The 16,811-nt window shown below is 61.4% G+C and carries 11 protein-coding genes; 3 read left to right on the top strand and 8 right to left on the bottom strand.

Annotation, left to right across the window (positions count from 1 at the left end):
* Nucleotides 1–125: 125 nt before the first annotated feature.
* Nucleotides 126–2,639: a phosphoenolpyruvate--protein phosphotransferase gene (gene ptsP, locus QMK54_RS05255; RefSeq protein WP_320402174.1), complete on the top strand. Its 2,514-nt coding sequence runs from the start codon at nucleotides 126–128 to the stop codon at nucleotides 2,637–2,639.
* A gap of 29 nt (nucleotides 2,640–2,668) precedes the next feature.
* Nucleotides 2,669–4,384 carry an N-acetylglucosamine-specific PTS transporter subunit IIBC gene (gene nagE / locus QMK54_RS05250; RefSeq protein WP_320402173.1) on the top strand — a complete coding sequence of 572 codons (1,716 nt, stop codon included), beginning with the start codon at nucleotides 2,669–2,671 and terminating at the stop codon, nucleotides 4,382–4,384.
* A gap of 209 nt (nucleotides 4,385–4,593) precedes the next feature.
* Here nagE and QMK54_RS05245 read toward each other — a convergent pair whose 3' ends face one another.
* Together QMK54_RS05245 and purL are read right to left on the bottom strand one after the other, a co-directional pair.
* A complete protein-coding gene (locus tag QMK54_RS05245) occupies nucleotides 4,594–4,905 on the bottom strand; it encodes a YqfO family protein (RefSeq protein ID WP_223595208.1) in 312 nt (103 codons plus the stop codon).
* A gap of 5 nt (nucleotides 4,906–4,910) precedes the next feature.
* A complete protein-coding gene (gene purL, locus QMK54_RS05240) occupies nucleotides 4,911–8,807 on the bottom strand; it encodes a phosphoribosylformylglycinamidine synthase (protein WP_320402172.1) in 3,897 nt (1,298 codons plus the stop codon).
* A 285-nt stretch (nucleotides 8,808–9,092) separates the two neighbouring features.
* On the opposite strand from purL, the gene mltF reads away from it, so the two are divergent.
* Complete coding sequence (gene mltF, locus QMK54_RS05235; protein WP_320402171.1) at nucleotides 9,093–10,553, top strand: membrane-bound lytic murein transglycosylase MltF; 1,461 nt, start codon at nucleotides 9,093–9,095, stop codon at nucleotides 10,551–10,553.
* Between the two features lie 90 nt (nucleotides 10,554–10,643).
* Here the strand turns inward: mltF and pdxJ are convergent, their stop codons facing one another.
* The 6 genes from pdxJ to lepA all read right to left on the bottom strand — a co-directional run bounded on the left by pdxJ (nucleotide 10,644) and on the right by lepA (nucleotide 16,682).
* On the bottom strand, nucleotides 10,644–11,384 hold the full coding sequence (gene pdxJ, locus QMK54_RS05230) for a pyridoxine 5'-phosphate synthase (protein ID WP_320402170.1): 741 nt from the start codon (nucleotides 11,382–11,384) through the stop codon (nucleotides 10,644–10,646).
* A gap of 52 nt (nucleotides 11,385–11,436) precedes the next feature.
* Nucleotides 11,437–12,120 (bottom strand): DNA repair protein RecO, encoded by a 684-nt coding sequence (recO, locus tag QMK54_RS05225; protein WP_110661235.1) that lies wholly within the window; start codon nucleotides 12,118–12,120, stop codon nucleotides 11,437–11,439.
* Nucleotides 12,121–12,253: 133 nt separating this feature from the next.
* Entirely contained in the window at nucleotides 12,254–13,156 is a 903-nt protein-coding gene (era, locus tag QMK54_RS05220) for a GTPase Era (RefSeq protein WP_093214366.1), read from the bottom strand.
* Complete coding sequence (rnc, locus tag QMK54_RS05215) at nucleotides 13,149–13,838, bottom strand: ribonuclease III (protein WP_008053221.1); 690 nt, start codon at nucleotides 13,836–13,838, stop codon at nucleotides 13,149–13,151. The genes era and rnc overlap by 8 nt, the downstream gene beginning before the upstream one ends.
* Before the next feature lie 184 nt (nucleotides 13,839–14,022).
* Entirely contained in the window at nucleotides 14,023–14,877 is an 855-nt protein-coding gene (gene lepB / locus QMK54_RS05210; RefSeq protein WP_110661234.1) for a signal peptidase I, read from the bottom strand.
* Between the two features lie 5 nt (nucleotides 14,878–14,882).
* The gene (gene lepA, locus QMK54_RS05205; protein WP_110661233.1) at nucleotides 14,883–16,682 is read right to left on the bottom strand and encodes a translation elongation factor 4; all 1,800 of its coding nucleotides are present in this window, start codon (nucleotides 16,680–16,682) and stop codon (nucleotides 14,883–14,885) included.
* Between the last annotated feature and the right edge of the window lie 129 nt (nucleotides 16,683–16,811).

Here is a 16,811-nt window from a genome sequence, read left to right as displayed (position 1 = left end):
CTGCTCGCGATGGACGTCAACGATGACGCGTTCTTCCTGAATGCACGCGTTGTTCTCAGGTTCTTCGCGAGCAAGCTCGCTCCTACAGTGGGCGATCTGATCTGAACTTTTTATGAGACCGAGCCATGCACAACAACAATAAAGAGCTGACTTTAAGCGCCCCGCTCAGCGGCCCGGTGCTCACGCTCGCCAAAGTCCCGGACCCGGTGTTTGCCAGCGGCGCCATGGGTGACGGCATCGCCATCGATCCGCTCAACGACACCCTCCACGCCCCCTGCGCCGGCGTGGTGGTGCATGTCGCCCGCACCGGTCACGCGGTGACCCTGCGTGCCGACAACGGCGCGGAATTGCTCCTGCACCTGGGCCTCGACACGGTCGAATTGCAGGGCCAGGGTTTCTCGATGCTGGTCAAGGAAGGCGCGCGCGTCACCAACGGCCAGCCGCTGCTGCGCTACGACCTGGACAAGGTCGCGCAACAGTGCAAGAGCCTGGTCAGCCTGTTGATCCTCACCAACAGCCAGGACTTCCAGGCACGGCCCATCACGTTGAAATCGGTGAAAGTGGGCGAGCCGCTGCTGCACATCATTCGTCGACAGAAGTCGAGCGCGCAGGTCGATGCCGAGTTTGTCGGCGTCGAGATTGTCGGCCATGTGCGCATTGCTCACCGGGGCGGTCTGCATGCGCGGCCGGCTGCGTTGATCCGTCAGACCGCGCAGGGTTTCAAAAGCAAATCGCAGCTGCATTTCGCCGGCAAGTCGGCCACCTGCGACAGCCTGATCGGCCTGATGGGGCTGGCCGTCGGCGAGCAGGCGGAGGTCCAGGTCAGTTGCCAGGGCCCGGACGCCGAAGCCGCGCTGCAAGCCTTGCTGACTGCGCTGTCCACCGCCCTGGCCGAAGACAGCCACGCCGCCGCGCCAGCCACGATTGCCCAACTCAATCGCCCCGCCGAAGCCGGTGTGTTGCATGGCGTCTGCGCAGCACCCGGCCTGGTCGGCGGGCCGCTGTTTCGCCTGAATGCGATCAGCCTGCCGGTGGATGCTGGCAATCATGATCCGCAGCAACTACAAGTGTTGGACGCGGCACGGAGCCAGGTGCGCGGCGATATCGAGCACACGCTGGCCCTGGCGAAAAAACACAAGGACACTGCGGAAGAGGCGATTTTCGCCGCGCACCTGGCGCTGCTCGAAGATCCGGCCTTGCTGGACGCCGCCAGTCAATCTGTCGCCCTGGGCACGGCCGCGACTCACGCCTGGAGCCAGGCCATCGACGCGCAATGCGAGGTCCTCCAGCAAACCGGTAGCACGCTGCTGGCCGAACGCGCCAACGACCTGCGTGACCTCAAGCAACGGGTGCTGCGCGTGTTGCTCGGCGATACCTGGCATTACGACGTACCGGCCGGCGCCATCGTCGCCGCCCATGAACTGACCCCCTCCGATTTGCTGCAACTGAGCCAGCAAGGGGTCGCCGGGCTGTGCATGGCCGAAGGCGGCGCGACCTCCCACGTGGCGATTCTGGCCCGGGGTAAAGGCCTGCCATGCATGGTCGCACTGGGCTCGACCTTGCTTGATCAGCAACAGGGGCAAGCGGTAGTGCTGGACGCCGACGGCGGCCGCCTCGAACTGACTCCCAATGCCGAGCGCCTGACCGACGTACGCCAGTTACAGCAACAACAGCAACAACGCCGGGCCGAACAACAGGCCCAGGCGCACACTCCGGCGCTGACCACCGACGGCCTGCGCATCGAAGTCGCCGCCAATGTGGCGTCCAGTTCGGAAGCGACGGACGCACTGGCCAATGGCGCTGACGGCGTCGGCCTGTTGCGCACCGAATTTCTCTTCGTCGACCGCCACACCGCTCCGGACGAACAGGAACAACACCAGGCTTATCAAGCGGTGCTCGATGCCATGGGCGACAAGTCGGTGATCATCCGCACCATCGACGTCGGTGGCGACAAGCAACTCGACTACCTGCCACTGCCCGCCGAGGCCAATCCGGTGCTCGGTCTGCGCGGCATTCGCCTGGCCCAGGTTCGTCCTGAACTGCTCGACCAGCAACTGCGCGCGCTGCTGCACCTGAGCCCATTGTCACGCTGCCGGATCCTGCTGCCGATGGTCACTGAAGTCGATGAACTGCTGCACATCCGCCAGCGCCTCGACGCCTTGTGCGGTGAGCTCGGCCTGGCGCAACGCCCGGAGCTGGGGGTGATGATTGAGGTTCCGGCCGCCGCGCTGCTGGCCGAGCAACTGGCCGAACACGCGGACTTCCTGTCCATCGGCACCAACGACCTGTCGCAATACACCCTGGCCATGGACCGCGACCATGCCGGTCTCGCCGCCCGCGTCGATGCACTGCACCCGGCGCTGCTGCGCTTGATCGCCCAGACCTGCGCCGGTGCAGCACAGCACAACCGTTGGGTGGGCGTGTGCGGCGCCCTGGCGTCCGATCCATTGGCCACGCCGGTGTTGATCGGCCTGGGGGTCAGTGAGTTGTCGGTGAGCCCGGTACAGATCGGTGAAATCAAGGACCGCGTGCGTCATCTCGACGCCAGCGAATGCCGGCGCATCAGCCAGGGCCTGCTCAAGCTGAGCAGCGCCAGCGCGGTGCGTCACGCCTGTCACCAGCATTGGCCTCTGAGCTAAAGAACAACAAGAATCCACGGAGAAGCGCCATGTACCAACTTTTCATTGAAGGCCTGCAACGCCTCGGCCGCGCGCTGATGCTGCCGATCGCGATCCTGCCGATTGCCGGCCTGCTGCTGCGCCTGGGCGATACCGACCTGCTGAACATCGCGATCATCCACGACGCCGGCCAGGTGATTTTCGCCAACCTGGCGATGATCTTCGCCATCGGCATCGCGGTCGGTTTCGCCAAGGACAACAACGGTACGGCGGGGCTCGCCGGGGTGATCGGTTACCTGGTGATGATCGCTACGCTCAAGGTGCTCGATCCGAGCATCAACATGGGCATGCTCGCCGGGATCGTCAGCGGCCTGATGGCCGGCGCGCTGTACAACCGCTTCAAGGACATCAAGCTGCCGGAATACCTGGCGTTCTTCGGTGGCCGGCGCTTCGTGCCGATTGTCACCGGCTTCGCTGCCGTCGGTTTGGGCGTGGTGTTCGGCTACATCTGGCCGCCGATCCAGCACGGCATCAACAGCTTCGGCACGCTGATGATGGAGAGCGGCAGCTTCGGCGCGTTCATCTTCGGCGTGTTCAACCGCCTACTGATCGTCACCGGCCTGCATCACATCCTCAACAACATGGCGTGGTTCGTGTTCGGCAATTTCACCGACCCCACCACCGGTGCGCTGGTAACCGGCGACCTGTCGCGCTACTTCGCCGGCGACCCGAAAGGTGGCCAGTTCATGACCGGCATGTTCCCGATGATGATCTTCGGCCTGCCTGCCGCCTGCCTGGCGATGTACCGCAACGCCCTGCCGGAGCGGCGCAAGGTCATGGGCGGGATTTTCCTGTCGATGGCACTGACCGCGTTCCTGACCGGTGTGACCGAGCCGATCGAATTCGCCTTCATGTTCCTCGCGCCACTGCTGTTTCTGCTGCATGCGTTGTTGACTGGCCTGTCGATGGCCATCACCAATTCGCTGAACATTCATTTGGGCTTCACCTTTTCCGGCGGCCTCATCGACATGATCCTCGGCTGGGGCAAGTCCACCAACGGCTGGCTGGTGCTCCCGGTGGGCGTGGCGTATGCCGTGATCTATTACGTGGTGTTCGATTTCTGCATCCGCCGCTTCGACCTGAAGACACCGGGCCGCGAAACCAGCGCCACCGCCCCGCAGGTTGCAGTGGCCGACAATGAACGCGCCGGGGCTTACATCAAGGCCCTGGGCGGTGCCGAGAACCTGATCACCGTCGGTGCCTGCACCACGCGTTTGCGCCTGGACATGGTGGATCGCAACAAGGCTTCGGATGCCGATCTGAAAGCACTCGGCGCCATGGCCGTGGTGCGTCCGGGCAAGGGCGGGAGCTTGCAGGTGGTGGTCGGGCCGATGGCTGATGCCATTGCCGATGAGATTCGCCTGGCAATGCCGGCACTGGGGCGCGCCATCGTGTCGTCACCGGCCGCAGAAGTCGACGCGCCGAAACCTGCCACCGTGACGACACCTGAGGCGCAGCAATGGCTCAATGCCCTGGGCGGTGGCAACAACGTGCTGCAACTCGATTGCATCGCCATGACCCGCATTCGCCTGCAACTGGCCAACGGCAAGGCCCTGTCGGAGTGTGATTTGAAAGTGCTGGGTTGCCAGGGTGTGAGTCAGCTGGACGGCGGCATCTGGCATCTGCTGATAGGCGACAAGGCACCGAGCTTGAGTGATGCGCTGGAAGCGTTGGTCAATCGCAGTGAGGTGAATGCCAAGGTTTAGCACCTGATTGCCGGCCTCCATCGAACCAATGTGGGAGCGGGCTTGCTCGCGAAGAGGGAGTGTCAGTCAACATCAATGCTGGCTGACCCGCCGCCTTCGCGAGCAAGCCCGCTCCCACAGTTTTGATCGGTGTACATTCGTTGAACGGCAGGCAACAAAAAACCCGCTGAAATCACTCTCAGCGGGTTTTTCATTTCAGCGGCGCAGAATCAGAAATCCTCCAACCGCCACACTTCATAAGCCGGAGTCTCGTAGGGATGGCTCTGTTTCAGAGCCGCCACCACCGAGCGAATCAACTCATCCGCCACCACCAGCTCGACCTTCCATTCCTCGACCTGTTCGACCTGCCCTGCCTCGCCAATGAACGGCTGACTGCCGTCCAGTGGGCGAAACTGGCCAGTGCCAAGCACCTGCCAAGCACAGTGGTCATAGTCACCGATTCGACCGCCACCGGCAGCGAATACGGCACTCTTCACGTCTTCGACGTGACTGGTTGGAACAAAAAAGCTGAGCTTGTACACAGCGCTTAGTTCACCCAAACCCGAGCATTACGGAACATGCGCATCAGCGGTGCATCTTCGTTCCACTCATCCGAGCGCCACGAGTTCTGCACGGCGCGGAATACACGCTCCGGGTGCGGCATCATGATGGTCACGCGACCGTCGCGGCTGGTCAAACCGGTGATCCCGCGCGGCGAGCCGTTCGGGTTGGCCGGGTAGCTTTCGGTGACCTTGCCGTGGTTGTCGACGAAACGCATCGCCACGCAACCGGACAGATCGGCTTCCAGCAGTGCTTCTTCGCTGGAGAACTCGGCATGGCCTTCACCGTGGGCGATGGCGATCGGCATGCGCGAACCGGCCATGCCCTGCAGGAAGATCGAGTTCGACTCCTGGATCTGCACCATGGCAACACGGGCTTCGAACTGTTCGGAACGGTTACGCACGAAGTGCGGCCAGAACTCGCTGCCCGGGATCAGCTCGTGCAGGTTGGACATCATCTGGCAACCGTTGCACACGCCGAGGGTGAAGCTGTCGTTGCGTTCGAAGAAACCCTGGAACGCATCGCGGGCACGGCTGTTGAACAGTGCGGACTTGGCCCAGCCTTCACCGGCACCCAGTACGTCGCCGTAGGAGAAACCGCCGCAGGCAACCATGCCCTTGAACTCGTTCAGGTCGACACGGCCGGCCAGAATGTCGCTCATGTGCACGTCGATCGCGTTGAAACCGGCGCGGTCGAACGCAGCCGCCATTTCCACCTGACCGTTAACGCCCTGCTCACGCAGTACGGCAACCTGTGGGCGAATGCCTTTCTTGATGTAAGGCGCGGCGATGTCCTGGTTGACGTCGTAGCTCAGCTTGACGCTCAGGCCCGGGTTGTCTTCTTCCAGCAGCACATCGAACTCTTGCTCGGCGCAGTCGGCGTTGTCACGCAGACGCTGGATCTGGTAGCTGGTCTCGGCCCACTGACGCTGCAGCAGACGACGCTGACCTTCGAACACGGTTTCGCCGTTGAAGGTGATGCTGATCTCGCCGTTGTTCATCGGCTGGCCAACCACCGATACGCAATCACCCAGACCGGCAGCGCTGAACTGCGCGAGGATGTCCGGAGTGGCGTCCTGGCGAACCTGGATCACCGCACCCAGTTCTTCGTTGAACAGGATCGCGGCGATGTCGGCGGAGGTTTCTGCCAGGCCGTCGAGGTTCAGGCTCAGGCCGCAGTGACCGGCGAACGCCATCTCGACAACGCTGGTCAGCAGACCACCGTCGGAACGGTCGTGGTAAGCCAGCAGGTGACCGTCGGCGTTGAGACCCTGGATCACCGCGAAGAAGGCTTTCAGGTCTTCGGCGTCATCGACGTCCGGAGCCTGGCTGCCGAGCTTGCCGTGAACCTGGGCGAGGATCGAGGCGCCCATGCGGTTCTGGCCACGACCGAGGTCGATCAGGATCAGGTCGGTGGTGCCCTTGTCCATGCGCAGTTGCGGGGTCAGGGTCTGACGGATGTCAGTCACTGGCGCGAAACCGGTCACGATCAGGGACATTGGCGAAGTGACGGACTTGTCCACGCCTTCATCGTTCCAGCGCGTGGCCATGGACATCGAGTCCTTGCCCACTGGAATGGTGATGCCCAGCTCAGGGCACAGTTCCATGCCGACCGCTTTCACGGTGTCGTACAGACGCGCGTCTTCACCCGGGTGACCGGCAGCGGACATCCAGTTCGCCGACAACTTGATGTCGGAGATCTTGCCGATGCGCGATGCCGCGATGTTGGTCAGGGTTTCGCCGATGGCCATGCGGCCCGACGCCGGAGCGTCCAGCAGTGCCAGCGGAGTACGCTCGCCCATGGCCATGGCTTCACCGGTGTAGACGTCGAAGCTGGTGGCGGTAACGGCAACGTCGGCCACCGGCACCTGCCACGGGCCGACCATCTGGTCACGAGCAACGAGGCCGGTGATGGTGCGGTCGCCGATGGTGATCAGGAAGCTCTTGCTGGCCACGGCCGGGTGATGCAGGACGCGCTCGACGCAGTTGGCGATGTCCAGGGTCGACGGATCGAAATCGTCGCCCAGTTCATTTTCACGAACCACCGAACGGTGCATGCGTGGCGCCTTGCCCAGCAAGACTTCCAGTGGCATGTCCACCGGGCTGTTGCCGAAGTGGCTGTCGGTCACGGTCAACTGCGGTTCGGCAGTGGCTTCGCCGACCACGGCAAACGGGCAGCGCTCGCGTTCGCAGATCGCCTTGAAGCGCTCGAAGTCCGCCGGGCCGACCGCCAGAACGTAACGTTCCTGGGATTCATTGGACCAGATTTCGTGCGGGGCCATGCCCGGCTCGTCGTTTGGAATGTTGCGCAGTTCGAAACGGCCACCGCGGTCGCCGTCGTTGACCAGTTCCGGGAAGGCGTTGGACAGGCCGCCCGCACCCACGTCGTGGATGAAGCTGATCGGGTTCTTGTCGCCCAGCTGCCAGCAACGGTCGATGACTTCCTGGCAGCGACGTTCCATCTCAGGGTTTTCGCGCTGTACCGAAGCGAAGTCCAGGTCTGCCGAGCTGGTGCCGGTGGCCATGGAGGAAGCCGCGCCGCCGCCCAGGCCGATCAGCATCGCCGGGCCGCCGAGCACGATCAGCTTGGAGCCGACCAGGATCTCGCCTTTCTTGACGTGTTCTTCACGGATATTGCCCATGCCGCCAGCCAGCATGATCGGCTTGTGGTAGCCGCGAACTTCGTCACCGTGCGGGGTGGTGATCGACTGTTCGAAGGTACGGAAGTAGCCGGTCAGGGCCGGACGACCGAATTCGTTGTTGAACGCAGCGCCGCCCAGCGGGCCTTCGATCATGATGTCCAGCGCGGTAACGATGCGCTCAGGCTTGCCGTACGGCACTTCCCACGGCTGTTCGAAGCCCGGGATCTGCAGGTTGGACACGGTGAAACCGGTCAGGCCAGCCTTTGGTTTGGCACCGCGACCGGTCGCGCCTTCGTCGCGGATCTCGCCACCGGAACCGGTGGATGCGCCCGGGAACGGGGCAATCGCGGTTGGGTGGTTGTGGGTCTCGACCTTCATCAGGATGTGCACCGGCTCCTGCACCGCGCCGTACTGGCGGGTCTCAGGGTCCGGGAAGAAGCGACCGGCCACGGAGCCGACGATCACCGAAGCGTTGTCCTTATAAGCCGACAGGACACCTTCGCTGTGCATCTGGTAGGTGTTCTTGATCATGCCGAACAGGCTTTTTTCCTGGCTCTGGCCGTCGATGTCCCAACTGGCGTTGAAGATCTTGTGACGGCAGTGCTCGGAGTTCGCCTGGGCGAACATCATCAGTTCGATGTCATGCGGGTTGCGCTTCAAGCCGACGAAGGCGTTGACCAGGTAATCGATCTCGTCTTCGGCCAGGGCCAGGCCCAGCTCGGTGTTGGCTTTTTCCAGCGCGGCGCGGCCGCCGCCCAACACGTCGATGGCGGTCAGGGGTTTCGGTTCGGCGTGGCTGAACAGGCCGGCGGCCTGTTCGAGGTTGCCCAGGACGATCTGGGTCATGCGGTCGTGCAAACCGTCGGCGATCAACCGGGCTTCAGCGTCGCTGAACTGGCCGGCCACGTAGAACGCGATACCGCGTTCCAGGCGCTGGATTTTCGCCAGGCCACAGTTGCGAGCGATGTCACTGGCCTTGCTCGACCACGGCGAAATGGTGCCGAAACGTGGCAGCACCAGAAACAGACGACCGGTCGGTTCTTGTACCGGAACACTTGGACCGTACTTCAGAAGGCGCGCAAGCACCTGCTGTTCGTCGCCGTTCAGGACGCCGGTAACTTCGGCGAAGTGAGCGAATTCAGCATACAGGCCACTGACAGCCGGAACCTTTTGGCTCAGTTGCTCAAGGAGCTTGCTGTGGCGAAAGGCAGAAAGGGCAGGAGCGCCGCGCAGGATCAACATCTTCGGGACAGCCTCGGGAAGGGGTGTGCTTTGAGGCCGTGCATTCTAGCCTAAACAGCCCGCGACATCACCCGAAACGCTACGCACGGTTGCACTCGGGTGTCGATCTGTGTTTCTGCCTCGAAAGTCAGGTTAATTGCACCTATGCCGATCGCTTATTTTTACTGTAACAAAATGCAGACAAGGCCCATTCCTGCGGGGTTTCGGCCGGTTTTGTGATCTCTAGCAGACAACCCCCTTGCTGTCGAGATATGGCGCCCGTGGTCCTTTGCGTATACTGCGCAGATGTTTTCCCCAACGGCTTTGCGTCCGCGGTACGCCAAATGGCTGATCGCAACCGGACTCTTCCTGATGCTCGGTGGCTGTGTTGATAAACCCAACACGCTTGAGCGCGTAAAGGAGGATGGTGTACTGCGGGTGGTTACCCGAAACAGCCCCGCCACCTACTTTCAGGATCGCAACGGTGAAACCGGCTTCGAATACGAGCTGGTGAAGCGCTTCGCCGACGATCTGGGGGTCGAGCTCAAGATCGAGACCGCCGACAACCTCGATGACCTGTTCAACCAGGTCGGCAAGCCCAATGGCCCGGTGCTGGCGGCTGCCGGCCTGGTCAGCAGCGAAGAGCGCAAGAAGCAGGTGCGCTTCTCGCACTCCTATCTGGAAGTCACCCCGCAGGTCATCTACCGCAACGGCCAGTCACGGCCGACCGATGCAAAGGATCTGGTGGGCAAGAAGATCATGGTGCTCAAGGGCAGCACCCATGCCGAACAACTCGCGCAACTGAAACAGAAATTTTCCGGCATCGAATACGAAGAGTCTGACGCAGTCGAGGTCGTCGATCTCCTGCGCATGGTCGATGAAGGCCAGATCGACCTGACGCTGGTCGACTCCAACGAAGTGGCGATGAACCAGGTGTACTTCACCAACATCCGGGTCGCCTTCGACCTCGGTGACGCCAGCAACCAGAGTTGGGCCGTTGCGCCAGGCGACGACAACAGCCTGCTCAACGAAATCAACGAATACCTCGACAAGGTCAAGAAGAACGGCACCCTGCAACGCCTCAAGGACCGCTACTACGGGCACGTCGACGTCCTCGGCTACATGGGCGCCACCACGTTTGCCCAGCACTTGCAGCAACGCCTGCCCAAGTACGAACAGCACTTCAAGTCGTACGCCAAGAAAGAGAAAGTCGACTGGCGCCTGCTGGCGGCCATCGGCTACCAGGAGTCGCTGTGGCAGCCGGCCGTCACGTCCAAGACCGGCGTGCGCGGCCTGATGATGCTGACCCAGAACACCGCGCAGGCCATGGGTGTGTCCAACCGCCTGGACCCCAAGCAGAGCATCATGGGCGGCGCCAAGTACCTGGCCTACATGAAAGACCAGCTCGACGATTCGATCCAGGAACCGGACCGTACCTGGTTTGCCCTGGCAGCCTATAACGTCGGCAGCGGTCACCTGGATGACGCACGCAAACTGGCGGCCAAGGAAGGGTTGAACCCGGACAAATGGCTGGATGTGAAGAAAATCCTGCCGCGCCTGTCGGAAAAGAAGTGGTACAGCAAGACCCGTTACGGCTACGCCCGTGGCGGCGAACCGGTGCATTTCGTGGCGAACATCCGTCGCTACTACGACATCCTGACCTGGGTCACGCAACCGCAGCTCGAAGGCGATCAGGTCGCCGAGGGCAAACTGCTTGTGCCGGGGATCGACAAGAGCAAGCCGGCGCAGGAGCCTGCGCCGCTGTAGGAGCGAGCTTGCTCGCGATGGGCGTCAACGATAACGCGAAAAACCTGATGCCCCGCGGCGCCCTCAGGTTTTTCGCGAGCAAGCTCGCTCCTACCGGGCGGCCGCCAGAATCAACGCCTTCATCTCCGAAACAGCCGACTTGAAGCCAACGAACAGCGCATGGGCCACCAGCGCATGGCCGATGTTCAACTCGTTGATGCCCTTGATCGCCGCCACGGCCTCAACGTTGTGATAGTGCAGGCCATGGCCGGCATTGACGATCAGGCCCTGGGCCAGGCCGAAGGCCACGCCATCGGCCACGCGCTTGAGCTCTTCAGCGACTTCGGTCAGCGTCTCGGCATCGGCGTAACGACCGGTGTGCAGCTCGATGGCCGGTGCGCCAACGCGACGGGAGGCTTCGATCTGACGCTCGTCGGCGTCAATGAACAGCGACACTTCGGAGCCGATCTTCGACAGGCGCTCGACCGCTGCCTTGATCCGCGCTTCCTGCCCCGCCACGTCCAGGCCGCCTTCGGTGGTCAGTTCCTGACGGGTTTCCGGCACCAGGCAAATGTGCGCGGGGCGGATGCGTTCGGCGAACTGCATCATTTCCTCGGTGACGCCCATTTCGAAGTTCATGCGGGTTTGCAGCACGTCCTTGAGCAGCAGCACGTCGCGTTCCTGAATGTGTCGACGATCTTCGCGCAGGTGCACGGTGATGCCGTCGGCGCCCGCCTCTTCCGCGTCCAGTGCTGCCTTGACCGGGTCCGGGTAACGGGTGCCCCGGGCCTGACGCAGGGTGGCAACGTGGTCGATGTTCACGCCAAGAAGAATACGGGTGCTGGTGGTCACGGAAAACGCTCCAGAAGAAGAGAAAGTTCGGTGCACAGCATACATGGGGAATTTACGGTTTTCGAAACAACTCGCGGGAAACCAGCGGCCGGCCACCCAGATGCACGGCCAATGCCTGGCGCATCAGACGCTTGGCAGCCGACAAGGCACCCGGCGCACTCCAGTCGGCTTCAGCCATGGCCAACAGCTCGGCGCCATTGAACAGGCCAGGCTGCAGCAGATAGACCCGCTCCAGCCCCGCATCCACTTGCAAACGGTAGAGACCGTCCGGCGCGATGGGCTGATCATGGATATCACCGGTCAGGGAAAAACCGTAGCCGAGGTCATCGAGCAAGCGCCACTCGAAGGAGCGCAGCAAGGGCTCCAGCGGCCGACCTTCAGCCAGCGCCAGCAAAGTGGCGGCGTAATGATCGAACACCGAGGGGAGCGGATCTTCAGCGGGCAACAGGCGAATCAGCAACTCATTGAGATAAAGCCCACTGAACAGCGCCTCGCCACTGAGCCAGGTGGAAACCCCGGCACTTTCCATGCGCCCGACATTCTTCAGCTCGCCCCTGCCCCGAAACTCCACTTCCAGTGGCACGAACGGTCTCGCCAGCGTCCCGGCCTTGCCCCGCGCACTGCGCAACACCGCCCGCAACCGACCTTGCGGCGTCAGGAAGTCCACCAGCGCACTGTTTTCACGGTAAGCGCGGGAGTGCAGGACGTAGGCGGGTTGGGGGATGGGTTGGGACATGGAGCTCTCAATGAACTGTAGGAGCGAGCTTGCTCGCGATGGTGGGTAACGATAACGCGGGCATTCTGAATGAACACGGCGCTTTCAAGTCCATCGCGAGCAAGCTCGCTCCTACAGGGGGCCTTGCGAAGTATTACAGATCGCCATAACCCAACGAACGCAACGCACGCTCGTCATCGGACCAGCCACCCTTAACCTTGACCCACAGGTTGAGCATGATCTTGGAGTCGAACAGCAGCTCCATGTCTTTGCGCGCTTCGGTGCCGATGCGCTTGATGCGCTCGCCCTTGTCGCCAATGATGATTTTCTTCTGGCCATCGCGCTCGACGAGAATCAAGGCATGGATGTGCAGGGTCTTGCCCTGCTGCTTGAACTCTTCGATTTCAACGGTGATCTGGTACGGCAGCTCGGCGCCCATCTGGCGCATGATTTTCTCGCGCACCAGTTCAGCGGCGAGGAAGCGGCTGCTGCGGTCGGTGATCTGGTCTTCCGGGAAGAAGTGATCGTTTTCCGGCAGGTGCTCGGCGATCACTCGCTCCAGTGCGTCGAGGTTGTGCCCGTGTTGCGCGGAAATCGGGATGATCTGTGCATTCGGCAACTGCTCCTGCAACCAGCTCAGGTGCGGCATCAGTTCGGCTTTGTCTTCGATGCGATCGGTCTTGTTCAGCGCCACGATCAGCGGGCCGGTCACGTACTGGACGCGCTCGAGAACCATCTGGTCTTCGTCGGTCCACTTGGTGCGGTCGACCACGAAGATCACCACGTCAACGTCTTTCAACGCCGCCGAAGCGGTCTTGTTCATGTAGCGGTTCAGGGCCTTCTCGCCACCCTTGTGCATACCGGGGGTGTCGACGTAGATCGCCTGCACATCGCCCTCGGTCTTGATACCGAGCATGTTGTGGCGGGTGGTTTGCGGTTTGCGCGAGGTGATCGCCAGCTTCTGACCCAGGATGTGGTTCAGCAGCGTGGACTTGCCCACGTTCGGACGGCCGACGATGGCAACATAGCCACAGCGAGTTGCGTTTGTATCAGTCATTGCCATTCTCCACACCCAGGGCAATCAGTGCTGCGGCGGCCGCTACCTGTTCGGCAATACGACGACTCACACCCTGACCTCGGCTTTTTTCATTCAGTAAGATGATTTCGCATTCGACGAAGAACGTCCGGCAATGCGGCTCACCCTGGATATCCACCACTTCGTAACGCGGCAGCTCACAACCACGGGACTGCAGGAACTCCTGCAGGCGGGTCTTTGGATCTTTGTTGGTGTCGACCAGCGTCAGGCCTTCGAACTCGCCGGCCAGCCAGGCAAGTACGCGCTCGCGGGCCATTTCCATGCCGGCATCGAGGTAGATCGCACCGATCAGCGCTTCGAGGGCATCGGCCAGAATCGACTCGCGACGGAAACCGCCACTTTTCAACTCGCCCGAGCCCAGGCGCAGGTATTCGCCCAGATCGAAACCACGGGCCAGTACGGCCAGGGTCTCACCTTTCACAAGGCGCGCGCGCAAACGCGACAACTGGCCTTCGCGGGCCAGCGGAAAACGCTCGAACAGCGCCTCACCGGCGACGAAGTTGAGGATGGCGTCGCCGAGGAATTCCAGGCGTTCGTTGTTACGCCCGGCAAAACTGCGGTGAGTCAGGGCCAGGACCATCAGTTCCTGATCCTTGAAGGTGTAGCCGAGCTGACGCTCTAGACGGCTTAAGGAGACGCTCACGGTTTACCCACGCTGAGTTCGTGGCTGGATTCCACCGCCATCGCCGTGAGGCGGCGCAGGCTTGGGACAATTAACGCTGTGTTCAAAAATAACGTCCTGAATATCATTGGCTTCATGCGTTCGGCCCCGAATGTGTCGGTTCCAGAAATGCATTCGGCGCTGTGTTCAACAGCGCCGTGTTTGATTACTTGATCAGGCCAACCCGCGAGAAATTCGGCAGGTGACTGAGTTTGGGTTCCGGCCAGCTCATCCAGACCGCAAAGGCCTTGCCGACGATATTCTTGTCGGGAACCATGCCCAGCAGATCCTTGGGAATGTTTGGATCATCCCAGTAGCGACTGTCGTTCGAGTTGTCGCGGTTGTCGCCCATCATGAAATAATGCCCGGCCGGCACGGTCCACGAATGGTCCGGCATGGCGCGGTAGCGGCTCATTTCCTTGCGGATCATGTGCTCGGCCGCACCGAGTTTTTCCTTGTAGAGCTCAGCGCTGCCCAGCGTGCCCGGCTCGGAGCCGACCAGTTGTTCGGCAATCGATTGACCGTTGACGAACAGGTGCTTGTCGGCGGTGTAGCGAACCGTGTCGCCCGGCAGGCCGACTACACGCTTGATGTAGTTGACGTTCGGATCGCTCGGGTAACGGAACACCATGACATCGCCGCGCTGCGGATCACCGACTTCGATGACTTTCTTGTCGATCACCGGCAAGCGGATCCCGTAGGAAAACTTGCTCACCAGGATGAAGTCGCCGACATCCAGGGTTGGCTTCATCGAACCGGAAGGAATCTGGAACGGTTCCACCAGGAACGAACGCAGCACCAGCACGATGAACAACACCGGGAAGAACGACTTGCCGTATTCAACCAGCAACGGCTCCTTGTTCAGTTTCTCGACCACGACCATGTCTGGCTGGCTGACGCTGCCCTGATAGGAAGCGATGGCGGCACGCCGACGCGGGGCCAGGATCAACAGATCGAGCAACGCCAACAGGCCGCAGACAAACACGGCGATGACCAGCAACAGCGGGAAATTTAGTGACATAGGACCTAACTATCCAACCTGAGCACTGCAAGGAAGGCTTCCTGTGGAATTTCCACGTTGCCGACCTGCTTCATGCGTTTCTTACCGGCCTTTTGCTTTTCCAGCAGCTTTTTCTTACGGCTGACGTCACCACCGTAGCATTTGGCCAATACGTTCTTTCTGAGCGCCTTGACGGTTGTCCGCGCCACAATCTGCCCGCCAATGGCGGCCTGGATTGCCACATCGAACATCTGCCGCGGAATCAGTTCTTTCATTTTCTCGGTCAACTGGCGACCTTTGTAGTGCGAGTTGTCACGGTGCACGATCAGCGCCAGGGCATCGACCTTGTCGCCGTTGATCAGCACGTCCAGTTTTACCAGGCTGGCCGATTGGTAACGATCGAAATGGTAGTCCAGAGAAGCATAGCCGCGACTGGTGGATTTCAGACGATCGAAGAAGTCCAGCACCACTTCGTTCATCGGCAAGTCGTAGGTCACTTGTACCTGCGAACCGAGGAACAGCATGTCGACCTGCACACCACGTTTTTCGATGCACAGGGTAATGACGTTACCCAGGTGCTCTTGCGGCACAAGAATATTGGCGCGCACGATCGGCTCACGCATGTCTTCGATGGAAGACAGGTCCGGCAGCTTGGACGGGTTATCGACGTAGATCGTCTCGCCGGTCTTGAGCAGCAGCTCGAAGATTACCGTCGGCGCCGTGGTGATCAGGTCCAGGTTGTACTCTCGCTCCAGGCGCTCCTGGATGATTTCCATGTGCAGCATGCCGAGGAAGCCGCAACGGAAGCCGAAGCCCAGTGCGTCGGAGCTTTCCGGCGTGTATTGCAGCGACGAGTCGTTGAGGGTGAGCTTTTGCAGCGCCTCGCGGAAGTCTTCGAAGTCGTCGGAGCTGACCGGGAACAGACCGGCGTAAACCTGCGGCTGGATACGTTTGAAGCCTGGCAGTACATCAACGTCCGGCGTCGAGCTCAGGGTCAGGGTGTCGCCCACTGGCGCACCGTGAATGTCCTTGATGCTGGCGATGATGAAGCCCACTTCACCGGCCTTGAGGTCAACGGTAGGGGTGTGTTTCGGGTTGAATACACCGACGCTGTCCACGAGGTGGATCTTGCCGGTGGACTTGACGAGGATCTTGTCGCCCTTCTTCACGCGGCCGTGGCGCACGCGGACCAGGGAAACAACGCCCAGGTAGTTGTCGAACCAGGAGTCGATGATCAACGCTTGCAGCGGATCTTCGTAGTTGCCGGTCGGTGCAGGAATGGTGGCGACCAGGCGCTCGAGCACTGCGTCGACACCCAGGCCGGTCTTGGCCGAGCACTCGACTGCGTCGGTGGCATCGATGCCGATGATTTTTTCGATTTCTTCTTTAACACGGTCCGGATCGGCCTGTGGCAGGTCGATCTTGTTCAGCACCGGCATCACTTCCAGGCCCTGCTCGATCGCCGTGTAGCAGTTGGCAACCGACTGTGCTTCAACGCCTTGACCGGCGTCGACCACCAGCAGCGCGCCTTCACAGGCAGCCAGCGAACGGCTGACTTCGTAGGTGAAGTCAACGTGGCCGGGGGTGTCAATGAAGTTCAGCTGGTAGTTGATACCGTCTTTGGCTTTGTAATACAGAGTAACGCTGTGCGCCTTGATGGTGATCCCGCGCTCGCGCTCGAGGTCCATGGAGTCCAGGACCTGGGCTTCCATTTCGCGCTCGGCCAGGCCGCCACACATCTGGATGAAGCGATCGGCCAGCGTCGACTTGCCATGGTCAATGTGGGCGATGATGGAGAAATTGCGGATATGACTCAAATCACTCACGGATCAACACTCAAAAAGGCTGCAGGCATAGCCCGCCGAAAAATAGCCGGGAATTGTACCTGATCCACGGCACAAGCGTCACGTTCGCAGGTCAGACGGCACCTACAAAAACGCCCCGGTCTTGCGACA

The organism is Pseudomonas sp. P5_109, assembly GCF_034009455.1.
Taxonomy (GTDB): Bacteria; Pseudomonadota; Gammaproteobacteria; order Pseudomonadales; family Pseudomonadaceae; genus Aquipseudomonas.
The sequence above is the reverse complement of the archived record's forward strand: the minus strand, read 5'-3'. Positions and strand labels throughout refer to the sequence as shown.

Coding starts and splice junctions, on each gene's coding strand:
- ptsP (WP_320402174.1), top strand. CDS start 126: ATGCACAACAACAATAAAGAGCTGACTTTAAGCGCCCCGCTCAGCGGC.
- nagE (WP_320402173.1), top strand. CDS start 2,669: ATGTACCAACTTTTCATTGAAGGCCTGCAACGCCTCGGCCGCGCGCTG.
- purL (WP_320402172.1), bottom strand. CDS start 8,807: ATGTTGATCCTGCGCGGCGCTCCTGCCCTTTCTGCCTTTCGCCACAGC.
- mltF (WP_320402171.1), top strand. CDS start 9,093: ATGTTTTCCCCAACGGCTTTGCGTCCGCGGTACGCCAAATGGCTGATC.
- recO (WP_110661235.1), bottom strand. CDS start 12,120: ATGTCCCAACCCATCCCCCAACCCGCCTACGTCCTGCACTCCCGCGCT.
- era (WP_093214366.1), bottom strand. CDS start 13,156: ATGACTGATACAAACGCAACTCGCTGTGGCTATGTTGCCATCGTCGGC.
- lepB (WP_110661234.1), bottom strand. CDS start 14,877: ATGTCACTAAATTTCCCGCTGTTGCTGGTCATCGCCGTGTTTGTCTGC.